This is a genomic window from Kitasatospora sp. NPDC088134 (assembly GCF_044741705.1).
Classification (GTDB): Bacteria; Actinomycetota; Actinomycetes; order Streptomycetales; family Streptomycetaceae; genus Kitasatospora.
Window position 1 is genome coordinate 607,597 of record NZ_JBIUTD010000001.1, and the last position, 16,996, is coordinate 624,592.

15 protein-coding genes are annotated in these 16,996 nt (G+C 75.8%); 6 read left to right on the forward strand and 9 right to left on the reverse strand.

Going from position 1 to position 16,996, the window contains the following annotated elements; genetic code table 11:
- Positions 1-54: 54 nt before the first annotated feature.
- The 4 genes from ACIOHG_RS02495 to ACIOHG_RS02510 form a co-directional block, all read right to left on the reverse strand.
- The gene (locus ACIOHG_RS02495) at positions 55-672 is read right to left on the reverse strand and encodes a WXG100 family type VII secretion target (RefSeq protein ID WP_400944423.1); all 618 of its coding nucleotides are present in this window, start codon (positions 670-672) and stop codon (positions 55-57) included.
- A 402-nt stretch (positions 673-1,074) separates the two neighbouring features.
- Positions 1,075-3,219 carry a hypothetical protein gene (locus ACIOHG_RS02500; RefSeq protein ID WP_400944425.1) on the reverse strand — a complete coding sequence of 715 codons (2,145 nt, stop codon included), beginning with the start codon at positions 3,217-3,219 and terminating at the stop codon, positions 1,075-1,077.
- Between the two features lie 171 nt (positions 3,220-3,390).
- On the reverse strand, positions 3,391-3,975 hold the full coding sequence (locus tag ACIOHG_RS02505) for a GNAT family N-acetyltransferase (protein WP_400944427.1): 585 nt from the start codon (positions 3,973-3,975) through the stop codon (positions 3,391-3,393).
- Between the two features lie 297 nt (positions 3,976-4,272).
- Complete coding sequence (locus ACIOHG_RS02510; protein ID WP_400944429.1) at positions 4,273-5,166, reverse strand: LysR family transcriptional regulator; 894 nt, start codon at positions 5,164-5,166, stop codon at positions 4,273-4,275.
- Positions 5,167-5,329: 163 nt separating this feature from the next.
- On the opposite strand from ACIOHG_RS02510, the gene ACIOHG_RS02515 reads away from it, so the two are divergent.
- A complete protein-coding gene (locus tag ACIOHG_RS02515) occupies positions 5,330-6,340 on the forward strand; it encodes an NADP-dependent oxidoreductase (protein ID WP_400944431.1) in 1,011 nt (336 codons plus the stop codon).
- A gap of 35 nt (positions 6,341-6,375) precedes the next feature.
- Here ACIOHG_RS02515 and ACIOHG_RS02520 read toward each other — a convergent pair whose 3' ends face one another.
- Genes ACIOHG_RS02520 through ACIOHG_RS02530 form a run of 3 tightly spaced genes read right to left on the reverse strand, consistent with a single transcriptional unit; the run spans position 6,376 to position 9,785 of the window.
- Complete coding sequence (locus ACIOHG_RS02520; RefSeq protein WP_400944433.1) at positions 6,376-8,643, reverse strand: DEAD/DEAH box helicase; 2,268 nt, start codon at positions 8,641-8,643, stop codon at positions 6,376-6,378.
- A gap of 50 nt (positions 8,644-8,693) precedes the next feature.
- Positions 8,694-8,984, reverse strand: coding sequence for a hypothetical protein (locus ACIOHG_RS02525; RefSeq protein WP_400944435.1), 291 nt, complete (start codon positions 8,982-8,984; stop codon positions 8,694-8,696).
- Between the two features lie 48 nt (positions 8,985-9,032).
- The gene (locus tag ACIOHG_RS02530; RefSeq protein WP_400944437.1) at positions 9,033-9,785 is read right to left on the reverse strand and encodes an MBL fold metallo-hydrolase; all 753 of its coding nucleotides are present in this window, start codon (positions 9,783-9,785) and stop codon (positions 9,033-9,035) included.
- Positions 9,786-9,935: 150 nt separating this feature from the next.
- On the opposite strand from ACIOHG_RS02530, the gene ACIOHG_RS02535 reads away from it, so the two are divergent.
- A complete protein-coding gene (locus tag ACIOHG_RS02535; protein WP_400944439.1) occupies positions 9,936-10,541 on the forward strand; it encodes an ABATE domain-containing protein in 606 nt (201 codons plus the stop codon).
- A 100-nt stretch (positions 10,542-10,641) separates the two neighbouring features.
- Here ACIOHG_RS02535 and ACIOHG_RS02540 read toward each other — a convergent pair whose 3' ends face one another.
- The gene (locus tag ACIOHG_RS02540) at positions 10,642-12,078 is read right to left on the reverse strand and encodes a glyceraldehyde-3-phosphate dehydrogenase (protein WP_400944441.1); all 1,437 of its coding nucleotides are present in this window, start codon (positions 12,076-12,078) and stop codon (positions 10,642-10,644) included.
- A gap of 360 nt (positions 12,079-12,438) precedes the next feature.
- Between ACIOHG_RS02540 and ACIOHG_RS02545 the strand changes: the two genes are divergently transcribed.
- From ACIOHG_RS02545 to ACIOHG_RS02560, 4 genes are all read left to right on the forward strand, one after another.
- Complete coding sequence (locus tag ACIOHG_RS02545) at positions 12,439-12,966, forward strand: EF-hand domain-containing protein (protein ID WP_400944443.1); 528 nt, start codon at positions 12,439-12,441, stop codon at positions 12,964-12,966.
- Positions 12,967-13,034: 68 nt separating this feature from the next.
- A complete protein-coding gene (locus tag ACIOHG_RS02550; RefSeq protein WP_400944445.1) occupies positions 13,035-14,144 on the forward strand; it encodes an isocitrate/isopropylmalate family dehydrogenase in 1,110 nt (369 codons plus the stop codon).
- Positions 14,141-14,746, forward strand: coding sequence for a cysteine hydrolase family protein (locus ACIOHG_RS02555; protein WP_400944447.1), 606 nt, complete (start codon positions 14,141-14,143; stop codon positions 14,744-14,746). The genes ACIOHG_RS02550 and ACIOHG_RS02555 overlap by 4 nt, the downstream gene beginning before the upstream one ends.
- The gene (locus tag ACIOHG_RS02560) at positions 14,743-15,714 is read left to right on the forward strand and encodes an SAM-dependent methyltransferase (RefSeq protein ID WP_400944449.1); all 972 of its coding nucleotides are present in this window, start codon (positions 14,743-14,745) and stop codon (positions 15,712-15,714) included. The genes ACIOHG_RS02555 and ACIOHG_RS02560 overlap by 4 nt, the downstream gene beginning before the upstream one ends.
- A gap of 255 nt (positions 15,715-15,969) precedes the next feature.
- Here the strand turns inward: ACIOHG_RS02560 and ACIOHG_RS02565 are convergent, their stop codons facing one another.
- Positions 15,970-16,992, reverse strand: coding sequence for a hypothetical protein (locus ACIOHG_RS02565; RefSeq protein WP_400944451.1), 1,023 nt, complete (start codon positions 16,990-16,992; stop codon positions 15,970-15,972).
- Positions 16,993-16,996 lie beyond the last annotated feature (4 nt).

Here is a 16,996-nt window from a genome sequence, read left to right on the forward strand (position 1 = left end):
GAACGGCTACGGGAAGGAAGGGTTCGACGGTCCGTCGGATGCTGGGACGGACGGTCAGACCATGCGGGGGCCGGCGCCGCCGTGGTCGAGCCGCTCGATCAGCGGGTTGCCGTGGTTGTAGTCGAGGTCGGGCGCGTCCGGGTCGTGGTAGCCGCCGCCGGGGTTCGTGGTGCCGATCGTCACGACCGGGGCGGGCGGCGGCACCGGCGGGTCGTCCCCGGTGACGACCGGTCCGAGCGGCGCGTCCGGCCGGGTGAGCGGGGTGGCCGGGACGGATTCGACGGTGCCGATCCGCAGGCCGGCCAGGTTCGGGTCGGCGGGCATCGCACCGGTGTCGGTGATCCGGCCGATCTCGGTGGCGCGCGCCTCGTCGTTGGAACGGTGGCTGTCGGCCATGGTCTTGAGGTTCTGACCCATCGCGGTCGCGTTCTGCATCAGGGTGCGGATGCCCGCGAGCACCTGCTCCTGGTGCTGGGCCAGCCCGCCGACCGAGGAGCCCCCGCCCTGCAGGGACTTGCCCAGCAGGTCCGTCCCGTAGACGGAGGCCTGCACCTGCTTGATCTTTGCCTCCAGTTGGTTCGCCGGGCCCTCCAGCTCCTCCAACAGGTCCATGATCAGCTTCGCTGCCGCGTCGACCTCGTCGAGGTCGATCCACACCGAGTCGCCCGCCACCCCGCACGCCCTCCCGCACTCTGCGCCACCCCGGACCGGCCCGCTTCCGCGCAGGGCTGGCCCGACCCGCCCGTTCGCCGCCGCCGCACGGACCAGGTCACTGCCACTCTACGTCGGGGTGACCGCGCACGGCCAAGCCCGGGTGGCCGTCCTGACACCTCGTCACTCTGCGAACGAGCTTCGCAGACATGCGGAAACCGGCAAGGGCCCGCAAGGTATGCAGTTGGTAAATTCACGGTGTGAATTACGGGATGGGTTTCCGGAGGCCCGCCCCGTGCGGCCGTGACCGACCCGGTCGAATGGTGAAGATCCGGTGAATCCCCCACTCGGCCGGGTCGTTCGCGGCCCCGACGTGACCCTGGTCACCCGCGCGCCGATCCCCCGCCGGGGCGGGCCCGGCCGTCAGAGCGTGACGGCCCCCGCCGGGGTGACGATCCGCAGGCCCGCCGCGTCGAGCTCGATGGCGAGCGGGGTGCCGTCCAGCGCGGCCTCGTTGAGCAGGGTGGCGCTGCCCAGGTGCCAGAGCCGCAGCGTGCCGTCCGCGTCGCCCGCAGCGAGCAGCGCCTCGCCGTCGAACTCCCGGCCCACCACGGCCCGGACGGCCGCGCCGCCGCCGGTCAGCTCGGCGGTGCGGCCGCCGCTCTGGACGTCCCAGACCAGCACGGTGCCGTCGGCGGCGCCGGCGATCACCACGGGGCGGCCGCCGATCTCGGCGAAGGCCAGCACCTCGGCGGGGCCCGACAGGCCGGTGCAGACCGGTCCGGCCGCGCCGCTGCCCGCGTGCCACAGCCGCACCGCCAGGTCCTCGCCGGCGGTGGCCAGCACCGGCTGACCGCCGGCCGAGGTGGCGGCGAGCGCGGTGAACGGGCCCTGCCCGGTGCGGAACCGGCGGCTGTCCGCGCCGTCGGCCGCACCCCGGACGGCGATCACGCCGTCCCGTCCGGCGGAGACCAGCAGCGGCTGCTCGCCGGTGGTGAAGGCCAGCCCGGTGACCGCCCCGGCGTGCGGGACGGGCAGCGGGAGCGCGCCGCCGTCCGCGAGCCGGTGGCTGCGCACCGCGCCGGTGGAGGTGCCGCTGACCAGCAGCGGGCCGCCGGGGCCCGCCGAGGTCAGGTCGAGGGTGTGCACGGGGCCGCCCTCGGCGGGCAGATCGAGCAGCTGACGGCCGGTCGGCAGCTCCCAGACCGCGAGCGCGCCGTCACCGAAGCCCGCCGCCAGCACCGGGGTGCCGTCGGACTCCCCGGCGGCCAGCGCGGTGAGCGGGGTGCCGGGGCGCCCGGCGGGGACGCCCTCGGTGCGGGGCCGCCCGGTGGCGGTCTCCCAGGCGGTGATCCGGCCGGTCTCGTCCCCGGTGTACAGCAGGTCGCCGACGGCGGCCAGGCCGGTCAGCCACTCGCCGGCCGGCCAGCCGGTCAGCGGGCGGCCGTCGTAGACGTCCCAGGTGCGCAGGGTGCCGTCGAGCGCGGCGGAGGCCAGCACCGGGCGGTCGTCCAGGGTGGTGAAGGCCAGGCCGGTCACCGTGCCGGTGTGGCCGTCGAGTTCGGCGACGCTCTGGCCGGTGGCGAGGTCCCACAGCCGGACCCGGCGGTCCTGCCCGGCGGAGGCCAGCACGGCCTGGTTGTCGACGGTGAGCACGGCCAGCGCCAGCACCTCGCCGCGGTGGCCGACCAGCAGGTGCATCAGCTCGCCGGTGCCCGCGTCCCAGACCCGGACGGTGCCGTCGGGCGCGGCGGCGGCCAGCAGGTCGAGGCCGCCGCAGCGCGCGGCGCGCAGCGCGGTGGCGCCGTGGCCGCCGGTGGGCAGGGTGCCGAGCACCCGGCCGTCGTCGGCCCGGACGGCCCGCAGGTCGCCGGACTGGCCGGCCGAGAACGCCACCGGGATGTCCCGGCAGACCAGCGCGGCGACGGCCTGCGCGCCCTCGCCGCCGGTGGTGCCGTGCAGCACCTCGCCGCTGGTGGCGTCCCAGACCTGGACGGCGCCGTCGGTGCCGCCGACCGCGAACAGCGAGCGCCCGGCGGCCTCGCCGAGCGCGACGGCGGTGGGCGCCAGCCCGGCATCGGCGCCGGAGCCGCCGAGCGGGGCGGCGTCGTCCAGCGCGGTCAGGCCGAACGCGCCGTCCGGCTCGACCAGCGCGTAGGCGGGCCGGCCGCCGACGGTGCCGACCACGGCCGCGGTGCGGGCGGCGCCGACCGCCGGGTCGGCCAGGGCGAGCGCGGCGGGCAGCGCGGCCGCGGCGGCCGGGTCGCCGAGCGCCAGCTCCAGCAGCGTGCCGAGGGCGGCGGCGGACGGCGGCACGGGCGCCCCGGTGCCGTCGGCCCACTGCCGGTCGGGCTGCCCGGGCTGGCCCTGGACGGTCAGCCGCCGCCCGGTGGCCGGGGTGTCGGCGGGCGCGGGCGCGGGGCCGAGGCCGCCGAGCACCCGGCGGATCAGCGCGGGGTCGATCCGGCCGGTGCGCTCCCGGCCGTCCCGGGTGGCGCGGAACCCGCCGTCGGCGGTGATCAGCAGCTCACCGCGGGCTCCGTCGTCCAGTCGTACGCTTCCTGACATGTCGTCACTCCTGCTTCGGGTGCGGGGAGGGGTGGGAGCCTCGGGGGTTCGGCGGGGTCGCTCGCCGAGGTCCGCGAGGTCTTCGGGCTCTTCGGGGTCTTTCGGGCTCTTCGGGCTCTTCGGGCTCTTCGGGAAGGGCCTGCTCGGGCCTTCGGGTCTTCGGGACGGTCGTCAGCAGAGGTCTTCGGGCACGAGGGTGGCGTACACGGCGTCGTGCAGCCGGTGGGTGCGGGAGCTGCGGAAGGCGCCCGGGCGGTAGCCGGCCCGGCGGAAGCCGATCGCGGCGCCGGTGAGCTGGCTGGGCATGTTGTCGGCGGCGGCGTAGGCGTCGATCCGGCCGAGGCCGAGCCGTTCGAAGCCGAACCGGCAGACCAGGCGGAGCGCGGCCTTGGCGGTGCGCAGCCGGCGGTGCTCGGGCAGCAGCCAGACCGCGACCTCGGCGCTCTCCCCCTCGGGGTCGATGTTCACCAGCTCCGCCCAGCCGATGAGCTCCCCGTCCCCCGGACCCGCTTCCGGGTCGGCCACGGCTTCGACGGCCTTGACGGTTTCGACGGCCTCGACGGTGAAGTAGGCGGCGCGGCCGGTCCGCCAGAGCAGCGGGGGGACTTCGGCCAGCCAGCGTTCGGCGGCGGCGGTGTCCCGGTGCGGGACGACGGCCTGCAGGAACTCCCGCACCAGCGGGTCGTGGGTGCCGCGGTGCACCAGGGCGGCGTCCGAGGGGCGGGGTCTGCGCAGGAGCAGCCCGTCGGCCGTCATCGGTCCGTCATGAACTCCGGCGAGTGCCCTCACCGTTCCCCCTGTCGCCCTTCCGGGCCGCTCGGCAGCCTCCCGGCGTACCCTCCCCCGGGTGTCGACCGCCCGTCAAGTCAACCCCTTGCGTTCGGAGTCCGTGCACGTCAGCGGGACGTTAGTGGAACGTGAGCGCCGCCTCGCACACTGATTGCGGGGTTCGTCACTCCTTGTCCCGCCGCCCACCCTGCCCACTTGATCTCTCCCGGGCCGGGCGCCCCCGCTACGGGCGGCGGGACTCAATCCCCTTTCTTCGGCCTCCCGTCACCGCCCGTCCACCGCGATCGCTCCCTCGGGCAGCGGGACGGCGCGCAGCGTGCGGATCAGCGCGCGGACGGCGGCGGTCCTGGCCAGTTCGGGCGTGGTGACGTAGCCGACCTGCCGCGACGGTCGGTCCGGTCCGAGGTCGCTGACGGCGAGTCCGTCCGGCAGCCGGTCCAGGCTGAGCCGGGGCATGATCGCCATGCCGAGGCCGCGGGCGGCCATCGAGAGCACCACGGTGTCGTCGGAGACGTTGATGGTCGCGGGCGGGATCCAGTCCTGGCGGCGCCACCAGTCGGCGGTGTAGGAGCCGCAGTTCTCGTCCCAGTCGACCAGCGGCAGGCCGCGCGGGTCCGGGTGCCCCTGCTGGTGGGCGAGGGCGTACTCCTCGCGGTACAGCGGGGCGGCGACCAGGCCGGGCGGGACGGGGCCCAGGGTGGCCAGCGCGAGGTCGGCCCGGCCGTCCGCGACCTCCCCGGCGGTGCCCCGCCCGAGGTCCCGGACCACCCGCACCTGCGGCTCCAACTCGGGGTGCTCCGCGGCGAGTCGGGCCAGGACGGCGGGCAGCACCTGGACGGCGGCGCTGCGGAAGGCGACGATCCGCAGCGGCCCGCTCGGCCGCTCCGCGGCCTGCGGCCGGGCCTCGGCGGGCAGCGCGGCCAGCAGCCGCAGGATCCGCCGGGCGTGCCCGGCCACCCGCTCCCCCGCCGCGGTCGGCACCGCCCCGCGCCGGCCCCGCTCGAACAGCACCGCGCCGAGCTTGCGCTCGCAGCCGCGCACCGCGTGCGAGACCGCCGACTGGGTCAGCCCGAGCCGCCCGGCCGCCGCCGTGAACCCGCCGCTGTCCGCGACCGCCACCAGGATCCGCAGCTCCTGCGGGAGGAGTTCGTCCGCCATCGGACCGGCCTAAGCCCTGCCATGAACAGCACTCATGGAACGGGGGCTGCCATCGATGCCGGGGGCTGCCGGGCCGCGGCGCCGCTCCGTAGCGTTTCCCCACGTCAGCCCCCTCTTCCTCCCCGTCGAACCTGTCGAACCTGTCGAAACGGAGTGCTCCGCCATGTCCCGCACCGCCACCCGGTCCGCCCGCGCCGTCCACCAGATCGCCCGGCCGGACGGGCTGCCCACCGCCGAGCTGTTCGCCTTCGTCGAGGACGAGCTGCCGCCGCTGACCGAGGGCGCGGCACTGGTCGAGAACGCCTTCCTGTCCGTGGACCCGTACATGCTCGGGATGATGGCGGGCGACGCGGACGGCTACGCGTTGCACGCCCCGCTGGAGGGGCGGGCGGTGGGGCGGGTGGTGGAGTCGCGCAGTGCGGTGCTGCCGGTCGGGACGCCGGTGATCCACCGCCGGGGGTGGCGCACCCACGCGGTGGTGACGCCGGAGCAGGTGCGGGTGCTGCCGGAGCTGGCGGGGGTGCCGCTGAGCGCGCACCTGAGCGTCCTCGGCGGCACCGGCCTGTCCGCGTACGTCGGCCTGACCCGGATCGCGGCGCTGAAGCCCGGCGAGGACCTGTTCGTCTCGGCGGCGGCCGGCGGCGTCGGCACCGCGGCCGGCCAGCTGGCCCGGCTGCTCGGCGCCCGCCGGGTGGTCGGCTCGGCCGGCAGCCCCGCCAAGACCGCTTTCCTGACCGGGGAGTTGGGCTTCGACGCGGCCTTCGACTACCACGACGGGCCGGTGGCCGGGCTGCTCGCGCAGGCCGCACCGGAGGGCATCGACGTGTACCTGGACAACGTCGGCGGCGAGCACCTGGCGGCGGCGATCGGCGCGATGCGCGACTTCGGCCGGATCGCCTGGTGCGGCGCGATCGCCCAGTACGCGGCCGCGACGCCGCCCGCCGCCCCGCACAACCTGTTCGAGCTGGTCGGCCGCAGCATCCGGCTGGAGGGCTTCCTGGTCCGCCACCACCTGGACGCCCAGCAGGAGTTGTACGGCCTGCTGGCCCCGGAGCTGCGCGCCGGCCGGGTGCTCGCCCCCGAGACGGTGCTGGACGGCTTCGACCGGACGGTGGACGCCTTCCTCGGGGTGCTGGCCGGCGCCAACACCGGCAAGATGCTGGTCCGCCTGTGAGCAGCAACAGTTGACGGCCGGTCAGGAACCGAGGGTCACCCGGCCGCCAGCCGGAGCTGCTCCTCGGCCACGATCCGGGCGGCCAGGGCCCGGTCGGAGCCGTCCACCGCCGCCGGCGTGCTCTCCGCGAGTTCGCTGCGCCGGGCGTAGCCGTCGAACAACTCGGCCTTGCGGCGCAGCAGTTCGACCAGGCCGCGGTCGACGCTGTCGGTGCCGAGCAGCCGGTGCACCCGGACCTTGCGGAGCTGGCCCATCCGCTGGGCGCGGGCCACCGCCTGGTCCTCCAGGGTCGGTTTGAGCTGCGGTTCGCACAGCAGCACCACGTTGGCGGCCTGCAGGTTGAGGCCGGTGCCGCCGGACTGGATCTGGCAGAGCAGCACGGCGTGCCCGGCGGTGGCGGTGAACTCGTCGACCAGCCGCTGCCGTTCCTCGATCTCCAGCCCGCCCTCGACCGTCCCGGTGACGGCCGGGCCGAGCGCCCCGGCGACGGCGGCCAGCACCTCGCGGAAGTACGAGAAGACCACCACCTTGTGCCCGCTCTCGGCGGCCTCGCCGACCAGTTCGCGCAGGCGGCGCAGCTTGGCGGAGTGCGCCGGGTCGACCCAGGCGGCGCGGCGCATCGCCATGAAGTTGCCCTCGGCGACGGCCGCGGCGTAGGCGGCGCGGTCCGGGCCGGAGAGCTCGGTCCACTCGTCCACCCGCACCACGTCCGGGAGTTCGGTCAGCACGTCCTGCTGGTTGCGGCGCAGGTAGCCGGGGGCGACCGCGCGGCGGAACGCGCGCGGGCCCAACGCACCGAGGGCGGTGGGGAGTTCGGCGAGCAGGTCGGGCTGGAGGTGGCCGATCAGGGTGCGGAACTCCTCGACCCGGTTCTCCATCGGGGTGCCGGTGAGGAACAGCGCGTACGGGGTGCGGGCGGCGAAGGCGGCCACCAGGCGGGTGCGCAGCGCGGCCGGGTTCTTGACGAAGTGCGCCTCGTCGACGACCAGGGCGGCGACGGGCTGTTCGGGCAGCGTCCGCAGCGACTCGTAGGTGGCGACCAGCACCCCGCCCTCGGCCTCCCAGCGCTCGCGGGCGGCCTCCCGGCCGGGCCCGTGGTAGCGGTGCGCGGCCAGCGTGGTGCGGGCGGCGGTCTCGCGCTGCCAGTTGACCAGCACGGAGGCGGGGCAGACCACCAGGAAGCGGGCCTCCCCGTTCTCGGCGGGCGGCGCGCCGTCCGGGCCCTCTGCTCCCCCGGCGTCGGCCCCCGCGGCGGTCTGCTCGGCCAGGTGGGCGAGGACGGCGAGGGCCTGGACGGTCTTGCCGAGGCCCATCTCGTCGCCGAGCACGACCCGGCGGCGGGCGAGGGCGAAGCGGGCGCCGAAGGCCTGGTAGCCGCGGAGCGAGACGGTGCAGCGGCGCTCGTCCAGCAGCTGGGCGCGGACCGCCTCGGCGAGCGGGTCGGGGAGGTGGCCCTCGGCGGCGGGGCGGCCGCCGCGGGTGGTGGGGCCGGTGAGGCGGCCCTCCTCGGCGAGCAGGGCGAGTTCGGCGTAGAAGTCGGCGGGGGCGTGCTCGAACGCCACCCAGGTCTCGACCCGGTCGGCGGCGGGCCGCAGCAGGTCGGCGCCGGCCTGGGCGATCCGCAGCGGCAGCCCGTCCGCTGTCGCGGCCTCGACCCGCTCGGCCACCGACTCGACCGCGGCGGCGGCGAGGGCGCGGCGCTCGGCGCCGGCCAGCAGGCCGCGCAGCCGGCTCCGGGCGGGGCGGGCGGCGGCCAGCGGCTCGGCGAGGCGGTCGGCGAACGCGGCGGCCTCGGCGGCCGTCCGGCGGGCGGCGGGCCCGGCCTGCACCAGGCGGTGGACGGCCGCGAGCAGCGCGGTGGCGTCCTCGTCAGGGTGCGCGGGGTCGAGCCGGACGGCGGTGCCCTCCTCGACGGCCGCAGCGATGCCCGCGGCGGCGGCCAGCAGGTGGGTGGCGGCGGGGGCGGTGACACCGGGGACGCGGAGCAGGTCCTGCCGGGTGCGCTCGTGCACGTCGGCGACCGTCCGGTACCCGGCGGCGGTGAGGGCGCCGAGCTGCAGGCGGCCCTCGGTGACGTCCTTGAGCCGCTCGACCGGGATCGCCGCGAGCTCGGCCCGCACCAGGCGCCCGAAGACGGCCCGGTGCGCGACCGCGACCTGCTCGACGGCGGCCCCGTGGTCGGTGAGCAGCGCCCGGGCCGCCCCGACCATCCCCTCGGCCCGGCCGAGCACCTCCCGGACCTGCCGCACGCTGCGCCCCACCGGCCCGCACCTCCCGCCACCGTTCGTCCGTACGGGCCCCATCGTCGCACCCGGCACTGTCGCCCCCGCCGGCCCGGGGCAGGAGGGGCCGTTCAGTCCCGGCCGGCCCCGGGTGCGCCGGGCGCCGGGGGGACGAACCGGCTCAGGCGGTAGGTGGTGGGGTGGACCGAGCCCCCGCAGAAGGCGTCCATCCGCAGCTCGTGCTCGGGGCCGTGGCGGTTCTCCGCCTGCAGCCGCCGCACGAAGTCCGCCCACTCCCGGTAGTCCCGGGTCTCGAACAGCACCTCCCACGTCCCCGCGGCGTGCCACTCGTGCACGGACCGGTACTCCCCGATCGGGCGGCGCGCCTGTTCCTCCGCCCGCCGCTTGCGCTGTCCTGGCATCCGGCCACCGTGGCAGGGCGCCGCACCTCCGGGCAACGGAGTATCCGCTCAGGCGAGTTCGAGGCGGTCGGCGAGGCCGGCGGCGGTGAAGGCGGCGAGCAGGGGTTCGCGGCCCTCGGTGAAGTGGGCCCAGCTGTCGAAGTGGACGGGGACGACCCGGCGGGCGCCGAGCAGGGCGGCGGCCTCGGCGGCGCGGGCGCTGTCCAGGGTGAGCAGGGCGTTGTCGAAGATGCCGGTGCGGGCGGCGCCGGCGAACAGGACGGCGGTGTCGACGGGGCCGAAGCGTTCGGCGATCCGCTCGACCACGGCGAGCGAGGCGTTGTCGCCGCTGACGTAGACCACCGGCAGGCCCTCGCCGGTGAGGACGAAGCCGATCACCTCGCCGACGACCGGCTCGCTCCCGTCCGGCCCGTGCTGCGCGGGCACCGCGGTGACCGTCACCGCGCCGCCGCCGGGGCGGTCCAGTTCGACGCTCTGCCAGGGGGCGAGGCCGCGGGCGGTGCCGCCGAGGCGTTCGGCGCCGCCCCGGGTGGTGAGGGTGAGCGGGACGTCGGCGAGCAGGGCCCGGCCGCTGCGGTCGAGGTTGTCGGGGTGCTCGTCGTGCGAGAGCAGGACGGCGTCGACCGGGCCGAGCGCGGCGGGGTCGACCGTGCCGGGGAGGGTCTTGGTGAGGAACCGGCCGCCGCCGCGCGGGTAGTCGCCGGGGGCGTCGAAGGTGGGGTCGGTGAGCAGGCGCAGGCCGCCGTACTCGATCAGGGCGGTGGGGCCTCCGAAGACCTGCACGGTGGGGACAGCGGACATGGCGCACCTCGCGATTCGACATTCCCTCACGGGAAAACTTCGGCTTCTCCGTGAGAGGAACCTAGCGATCCCTCACGGGCGAGCGCAAGCTTTTCCGTGAGATCCGCGCGCGACTTCTCACGCCCAACCCCGCCCTTTAGCATGAGAGGCATGAGCCAGCGCGACACCGCCCCCGCCCCCGCCGTACCCGCCCCCGCCCCGGGCGCCGACCGGTACCCGGCCCTGGACTTCGCCAACTCGCTGCTCACCCTGCCCACCGGGCCGCACGACCTGCTGGCGGCCCCCGCCCCGGCCACCGCCTGGCTGGTCGAGCACCGGCTCGCGCCGGTCGACGGGCGCCTCCACCAGGTCTGCACCGACCGGCTGCAGGGGCTGCGGACGGAGGTCCGCGCACTGCTGGCCGCCCGCGTCGACGGCACCCCGCCCCCCGCCGAGGCGCTGGCCGCCGTCAACGCGGCGCTGACCGCCGCCCCGTCCGCGCCGCTGCTGCACTGGGACGCCGAGCGGGGCCTGCACCGGACCCTGCCGCACCCCGCCGACCGGATCGCCGACCGGGCGATGGCCCTGCTGGCCGCCGACACCGCTGACCTGCTCACCGGCCCGGACGCCGACCGGCTGGCCCGCTGCGGCGGCGCGCCGTGCTCGCGCTTCTACGTCCGCACCCACGCCGCCCGGCACTGGTGCTCGACCCGCTGCGGCGACCGGGTCCGGGCCGCCCGCGCCTACGCCAGGAAGCGGGCCGCCGAAGCCTCTTGACGGCCGGTCGGGACCCCCCGGGCCCCCCGGAACTCCCCGGAAAACGCGGAACCCCGCCCGGCCCGAGGGCCGAACGGGGTTCCGGAGCGGTGCGGACGCGTCAGTGCGCGGTGACCGGGAAGGTCGGGTACTCGACGCCGGAGACGTGCTGGACCACCCGCACGACCTGGCAGGAGTAGCCGAACTCGTTGTCGTACCACAGGTAGAGGATCGCGTTGTCGCCCTCGACCTTGGTGGCGCCCGCGTCGACGATCGAGGCGTGGCGGGAGCCGATGAAGTCGCTGGAGACCGCGTCGGGCGAGTCGATGAAGTCGATCTGCCGCTTCAGCGGGGAGGTCAGCGAGACGTCCCGCAGGTGCTCCAGCACGTCCTCGCGGGTGGTCTCGCGGGCCAGCTGGAGGTTCAGGATGGCGATCGAGACGTCCGGCACGGGAACGCGGATCGAGCTGCCGGTGATCTTCGCCTGCAGGTCCGGGAGGGCCTTGGCGACGGCCGAGGCGGCACCGGTCTCGGTGATCACCATGTTCAGCGGCGCGGACCGGCCGCGGCGGTCGGCCTTGTGGTAGTTGTCCAGCAGGTTCTGGTCGTTGGTGAACGAGTGGACGGTCTCCACGTGGCCGCGCAGCACCCCGTACTCGTCGTTCATCGCCTTCAGCGGCGGCACGATCGCGTTGGTGGTGCAGGACGCGCAGGAGATGATCTGCTCGTCCGGCTTGATGGTGTCGTGGTTGACGCCGTGCACGATGTTCGGGACGTCGCCCTTGCCCGGGGCGGTCAGCACGACCTTGGCGATGCCGGGGCGCAGGTGCTTGGACAGGCCCTCGCGGTCGCGCCAGCGGCCGGTGTTGTCGATCAGGATCGCGTCCTCGATCCCGTACGCGGTGTAGTCCACCTCGCTCGGGTCGTTCGAGTAGATCACCTGGATCGCATTGCCGTTGGCGACGATCAGGTTGTTCGTCTCGTCCACCGTGATCGTGCCCTGGAACTGGCCGTGGATGGAGTCCCGGCGCAGCAGCGAGGCGCGCTTGACCAGGTCGTCGCCGCCGCCGTTGCGCACCACGATGGCGCGCAGCCGCAGGCCGCCGGCCTTCTCGACCAGCAGGCGGGCCAGCAGGCGGCCGATCCGGCCGAAGCCGTAGAGGACCACGTCGCGCGGGGCCTGGCGGTCGAGCTTGTTGGCGCCGGTCGCACCCGACACCGCCCCGGCGGTGAACTCCGCCACCGACAGGCCGCGGTCGTCGGCGCGGTACGCGGCGGCGAGCAGACCCAGGTCGATCTGGGAGGGGCCGAGGTCGAGCGAGGCGAGGGCCTGCAGGAACGGGAAGGTCTCGGTGATCGAGAGTTCCTCACCGGCGATCTGGCGGGCGAAGCGGTGGGTCTTCAGGATGCTGACCACCGACTTGTTCACCAGCGAGCGGCTGTGCAGCAGGACGGTGACGTCCCGTTCGCGGTGGAGCCGACCGATGAGGGGGATCATCGACTCCGCGAGCTCCTCGCGGTTCTTCCAGTCAGTGAACACGTCGTCGTTGACAGTCACGATTCAACTTTCGAGGGTAGGCCGAGCTAGGCGCCCCCATGCTAGCCAGCACCGCCCGCCCGACCGGGGGCCGGTCCGCCCGCTGACCAGCGGCGGTTCCCGGGGTGTGCGTGACGGCGGCCACATGCCGCCCGCCCCCGGACGGCTACCGCGCAGCTCCCGGCCGGAACTGACGCACCGTCAGTCCTCCGCGCCCCGCTCACGGGGCGTGACCAACATCACCCGCGTCACTTCCGTCACTCCCCCGGGTGACGGACCGTCAGTTCCGCCCCGGCCCGCCTCGCCCGCCGAGCAGAGTAGGAGGCCCGGCCGAGGCCCGGCCGCCCCGGCCGGTCCCGCCGCGACGAAGGGACCCCCGCCATGACCGAGCAGGCACACCGCCGAGCCGCGCTGGTCTTCACCCTGTTCGACGCCAACGGCAACGGAGTGCTGGACGCCCAGGACTTCGAGCTGATGACGGAGCGCGTGCTCGCGGTCGCCGACGACTCGGCACCGGCGCACCGACAGGCCCTCGCCGACAGCCTGGACCGCTACTGGCAGCAGCTCACCACCCTGGACACCGACGGCAACGGGGTGGTCGACGCCGAGGAGTTCCGCGGCTTCGTGCTGGACCCCGACCGCTTCGGCCCCACCGCCGCCGTCTTCGCCGACGCCCTCGCCGCGCTCGGCGACCCGGACGGCGACGGCCTGATCGAGCGGCCGCGCTTCCTCGCCCTGATGACCGCGATCGGCTTCGAGCAGCCCAACACCGAGGCCCTGTTCGACGCCATCGGCCCGGACCCGGCCGACCGGATCGCCGTCACCGACTGGGCCCGCGAGATCCGGCACTTCTACGCCCCCGACCGGCCCGACGCGCTCGGCAACCACCTGGTCGTCCAGCCCTCCTGACCCGGCCCGGTCCAGCCCCTCCCAGCCCCGCCTTGCCCCGCCCCACCCGCCGTCTCCGAGGAGTCCGCATGACCGCAGCACGCATCGCCCTGGCCGTCGGCCGCGGCACCGGCCCCGAGCTCGCCCCGGTGTTCGAACGGGTGCTGGACCGGATCGTCCGGCTGCACGGCCGCCGGGTCGAGCTGGTGCGCTCGCCGCGGCTCTACCACTCGTACGTGTCGCTGCGGGCCGAGGCGGCCGGCACCGCGGAGGTCGCCGCGCTCACCGAGCAGGACGCCGCGCACTACGAGGCGTTCTGCCGGGAGCAGGCCGCGGCCGGCGTCCGGGCGGTGTTCCGGACCGCGATCAACGCCCAGTCGCTGTACCTGGTCCGACAGCGGCTGGCCGCCGTCAAGGTCGAGCCGCTGACCGCCGACGGGGCCCGGCTGCTGCTGGTCCGCGACCAGGCCCAGGGCTTCTACACCGGCGAGAACGCGCACACCCCCGGCCGGGTGGTGCGCACCCTGGAGTTCGACCGCGCCACCACCGGCCGGGTGGTCCGGTACGCCGTCGAGCGGGCCCGCGCGCGCTGGCCGGAGGGCCCGGCCCGGGTGCTGATGGCCTACAAGCACCACCTGCTGGACGGCGCGTTGGACGACTGGGCTGCCGAGCTGTCCGCCGAACTCGGCCTGGACATCGGCCTGTTCCAACCCGACACGGTCAACCGCAACCTGCTCGCGCACGGCGTCGCGGACCGCACCCTGCTGATCGCCGGCAACGAGTGGGCCGACATCATGCACGTCGTCCTGCTCGACCGGTACGGCTCCGAGCGGCAGGAGAACCGCTGCACCGAGAACGTCCACCTGCACCCCGACGCCGCCGGGCTGACCGAGTACCAGACCGTCCACGGCTCCGCCGACGACCTGGCCGGGCTCGACCTGGTCAACCCCGTCGCCACCATCCGGGCCGCCGCCCGGATCGCCGAGCGGCACGTCGACTGCCCCGGCGCCGAGGCCGCGGTGGAACGGGCGCTGGCCGCCGCGCAGGCCCGCGGCACCCGCACCCCCGACCTCGGCGGCAGCACCGGGACGACCGAGACCGCGGACGCCGTGCTGGCCCGGCTCGGCTCCCCCGGGCGGGTGCCCACGCCCGTTCCCGTTCCCGCGGACGGGACCGGCGCGCGGGCGGCGGCCCGATGAGCACGGCCCTGGTGGTGGTCGACCTGCAGAACGACTTCTGCGTCGGGGACGTCGCCACCGCCCGCTTCCCCGGCGAACCCGCGCTGCTCGCGCTGGCCGCCGCGAACTGCGCCCGCGCGGTCGAGTCGGCCCGGGCCTCCGGCGTCGAGGTGCTGTTCGTCCGCTTCCTCGGCGACCCCGCCCACCAGGGGCCCGCCTGGCGGTGGCGGGACGCCGCGCTCGGCAAGCGGCCCAAGTGCCTGGAGGGCAGCTGGGGCGCCGAGTTCCACGCCGCCCTGCCCCGGCCGGACGAGGCCGTGTTCACCAAACGGGCCTGCTTCGACGCCTTCCAGGACCCGGACTTCGAACCCCACCTGCGCCGCCGCGGCATCGACCACCTGGTCCTGGCCGGCCTGTTCACCGACGTCTGCGTCGACTCCACCGCCCGCACCGCCTTCCAACGCGGCCTGCACCTGACCGTCCTGCGCGACTGCACCACCGCCCTGCACCTCGCCGACGCCGACATCCTCCGCTTCATGGCCCGGCTCTACGGCGCCCGGATCACCGATCTCACCGACCGGCCCTTCGCCCCGCCCCTGCTCTCCCCGGCGGGTCTGCGATGACCGCCCCGAACGCGACGGCGGCCGAGGCCGGGACGGGGGTGGGCGCTGACGTCCCGGCGGGTCACCGGCCCCGCCGACCGGCCGGTGCCCGTCCCGGCGGGGCGGCGGCGAGCGCCGGGACGGGGGCAGGGGTCGATGCCGGGGTCGGGCGCACCGCGCTGCTGGTCGCGCACGCCCGGGCGCTGGAGTCGCGGCGGGCCCGGCCGCTGGCCGTCGACCCGTTCGCCGAGCACTTCGTCCGGGCCGCGCCGGGCTGTGCCGACTGGCCCCGCGACCCCGCCGAGGTCGCTCCCGGCGACCCGGTCTGGGACCGGTTGGCGGGCTACTTCGCCCTGCGCACCCGGGTGTTGGACGCGCACCTGCTCGCCGCGACGCGAGCCGGCACCCGGCAGGTGGTGCTGCTCGGCGCTGGGCTCGACTCCCGCGCGCACCGGCTGCCCTGGCCGACCGGCACCACCGTCTGGGAGGTCGACCGGCCCGAGGTGCTGCGCTTCAAGCAGGACGTCCTGGACGGGCTGGCCGCGACCCCGCGGGCCGACCGCCGCCCCGTCCCCGCCGATCTGCGCGCCGACTGGACCGCCCCGCTCACCGCCGCCGGCCTCGACCCGGCCCGCCCCGTGGCCTGGCTCGCCGAGGGCCTCTTCCTCTACCTCCCGGCCGCCGCCGAACTCCGCCTCGCCACCGCCCTGAACGCCCTCAGCGCCCCCGGCAGCACCCTCGCCTACGAGATCAAGACCGCCACCGAGTCCCCCACCGTCCGCTCCTCCCCCGTGTACGCCGCCACCCGGGCCCGCCTCGGCATCGACCTGCTGGCCCTCTTCGCCCCCGGCCCCCGCCCCGACACCGCCGCCGCCCTCACCTCCCTCGGCTGGACCAGCACCACCCGCACCCCCTACGACCACGCCTTCCGCCCCGCACCCCACGACCCCTTCGCCGCCAACCGCTGGATCACCTGCGCCAAACACTGACCCGCCCGACCCCGCAACCGCGCAGAGCGCGGGCACCCGCCGTGAAGAACCCGCGTGTCCCCCACCGCGCGGAGCGCGCAGCGGCCCGGTGGAAGGCGGAGCGACCCCGGTCGGCCGGGCGCGAGGAACGGTCGCAGGGAAGGGCGCGAGCAACCGTCGCCCCCTCCCTGCCCACAACCGCGCGGAGCGCGCATCCGCCTGCGGGGCGGGGTCGCTCGCTTCCCTCCTCCTGATCCGCCTGGCCGGCAGGGCAGTTCACTCCCGTCGGGCGCGCAGGGCCGGGCCGAGTTCGGCGATCAGGTCGCGGTAGGCGGCGAAGGCCGGTTTCGGGGTGTGGTCGTCGTGGAGCAGGCCGAAGTGGTGGAACGGGCCGGGGCCGGAGCTGTCGGCGTCGCGGAGGGCGAAGAGGCTGTAGCCGTCGATGTTCAACTCCACTGCCTGATAGGCGACTTCGCGGATCACGGTGGTCAGGGCCCGGGCCTGTTCGGGTTCCGGGCGGCCGGGGCCGGTGGGCCAGCCGTTCTCGCAGATCCGGACCGGGAGCGTCGCGGGGAGGCCGGCCGCCGGGAGGTCGGTGTGCCGGAAGCGGTGCAGGGCCCAGGCGACCGCGGTGGCGAGCTGCCCGGGCGGGACGGGGCGGAAGACGTCGGGGAAGAAGTCCAGGCCGACGTAGTCGAGCGCGGTGCGGAACTCCGGCGGGGCGAGTTCGCCGAGCGCGGGCCAGAAGTCCGCGGCGGGGTCGAGGGTCGGCACGGCGTTGAACCCGACATCGGCGGTCAGGCCGAGGGCCCGGATCTCGGCCTTCGCGGCCAGCACGCCCTCGATCAGCGCGGCGCGGACACCGGGGATGCTGCCGTCGAGGACCGGCAGGTCGGCGTTGGGCTCCTCGCAGATCTGCACCGAGCCGAGCCGGGGCCCGAGTTCGCGGATCTGGCCGCGTACGTACGCCGCCCAGCCGGCCGGGTCGCCGGTGGGTTCGCGGAACTGGAGCACCAGGTCGAGCTTGCGGCCGGGGCGGTCGAGCAGGTCGGCCCAGTGTTCGGGGGTCTGTCCGGGCGGGGTGACGGTGCGGGCGAAGGAGCGGTAGATCCGGACCAGGAACTCCGGTTCGGCGCCCTGGAGTTCGTCGAGCGCCGCAGCCAGCGCGGCCGGGTCGTCGGGCCGGACGGGGTGGACGATCCCGGTCTCGTCGCCGAGCAGGGCACCGGGGTAGATCCCGAACCTGAACGCGTGCCGTCCCCCGTCGTACACCTCGCGCGCCTCACGCATCCCGCGCATCCGC

What these genes read in the sequence shown, in the direction of transcription:
- ACIOHG_RS02560 (WP_400944449.1), top strand. Translation starts at nt 14,743, where the DNA reads ATGACCGCCCCGAACGCGACGGCGGCCGAGGCCGGGACGGGGGTGGGC.
- ACIOHG_RS02555 (WP_400944447.1), top strand. Translation starts at nt 14,141, where the DNA reads ATGAGCACGGCCCTGGTGGTGGTCGACCTGCAGAACGACTTCTGCGTC.
- ACIOHG_RS02545 (WP_400944443.1), top strand. Translation starts at nt 12,439, where the DNA reads ATGACCGAGCAGGCACACCGCCGAGCCGCGCTGGTCTTCACCCTGTTC.
- ACIOHG_RS02500 (WP_400944425.1), bottom strand. Translation starts at nt 3,219, where the DNA reads ATGTCAGGAAGCGTACGACTGGACGACGGAGCCCGCGGTGAGCTGCTG.
- ACIOHG_RS02520 (WP_400944433.1), bottom strand. Translation starts at nt 8,643, where the DNA reads ATGGGGCCCGTACGGACGAACGGTGGCGGGAGGTGCGGGCCGGTGGGG.
- ACIOHG_RS02565 (WP_400944451.1), bottom strand. Translation starts at nt 16,992, where the DNA reads ATGCGCGGGATGCGTGAGGCGCGCGAGGTGTACGACGGGGGACGGCAC.
- ACIOHG_RS02510 (WP_400944429.1), bottom strand. Translation starts at nt 5,166, where the DNA reads ATGGCGGACGAACTCCTCCCGCAGGAGCTGCGGATCCTGGTGGCGGTC.
- ACIOHG_RS02530 (WP_400944437.1), bottom strand. Translation starts at nt 9,785, where the DNA reads ATGTCCGCTGTCCCCACCGTGCAGGTCTTCGGAGGCCCCACCGCCCTG.
- ACIOHG_RS02505 (WP_400944427.1), bottom strand. Translation starts at nt 3,975, where the DNA reads ATGACGGCCGACGGGCTGCTCCTGCGCAGACCCCGCCCCTCGGACGCC.
- ACIOHG_RS02535 (WP_400944439.1), top strand. Translation starts at nt 9,936, where the DNA reads ATGAGCCAGCGCGACACCGCCCCCGCCCCCGCCGTACCCGCCCCCGCC.
- ACIOHG_RS02525 (WP_400944435.1), bottom strand. Translation starts at nt 8,984, where the DNA reads ATGCCAGGACAGCGCAAGCGGCGGGCGGAGGAACAGGCGCGCCGCCCG.
- ACIOHG_RS02550 (WP_400944445.1), top strand. Translation starts at nt 13,035, where the DNA reads ATGACCGCAGCACGCATCGCCCTGGCCGTCGGCCGCGGCACCGGCCCC.
- ACIOHG_RS02515 (WP_400944431.1), top strand. Translation starts at nt 5,330, where the DNA reads ATGTCCCGCACCGCCACCCGGTCCGCCCGCGCCGTCCACCAGATCGCC.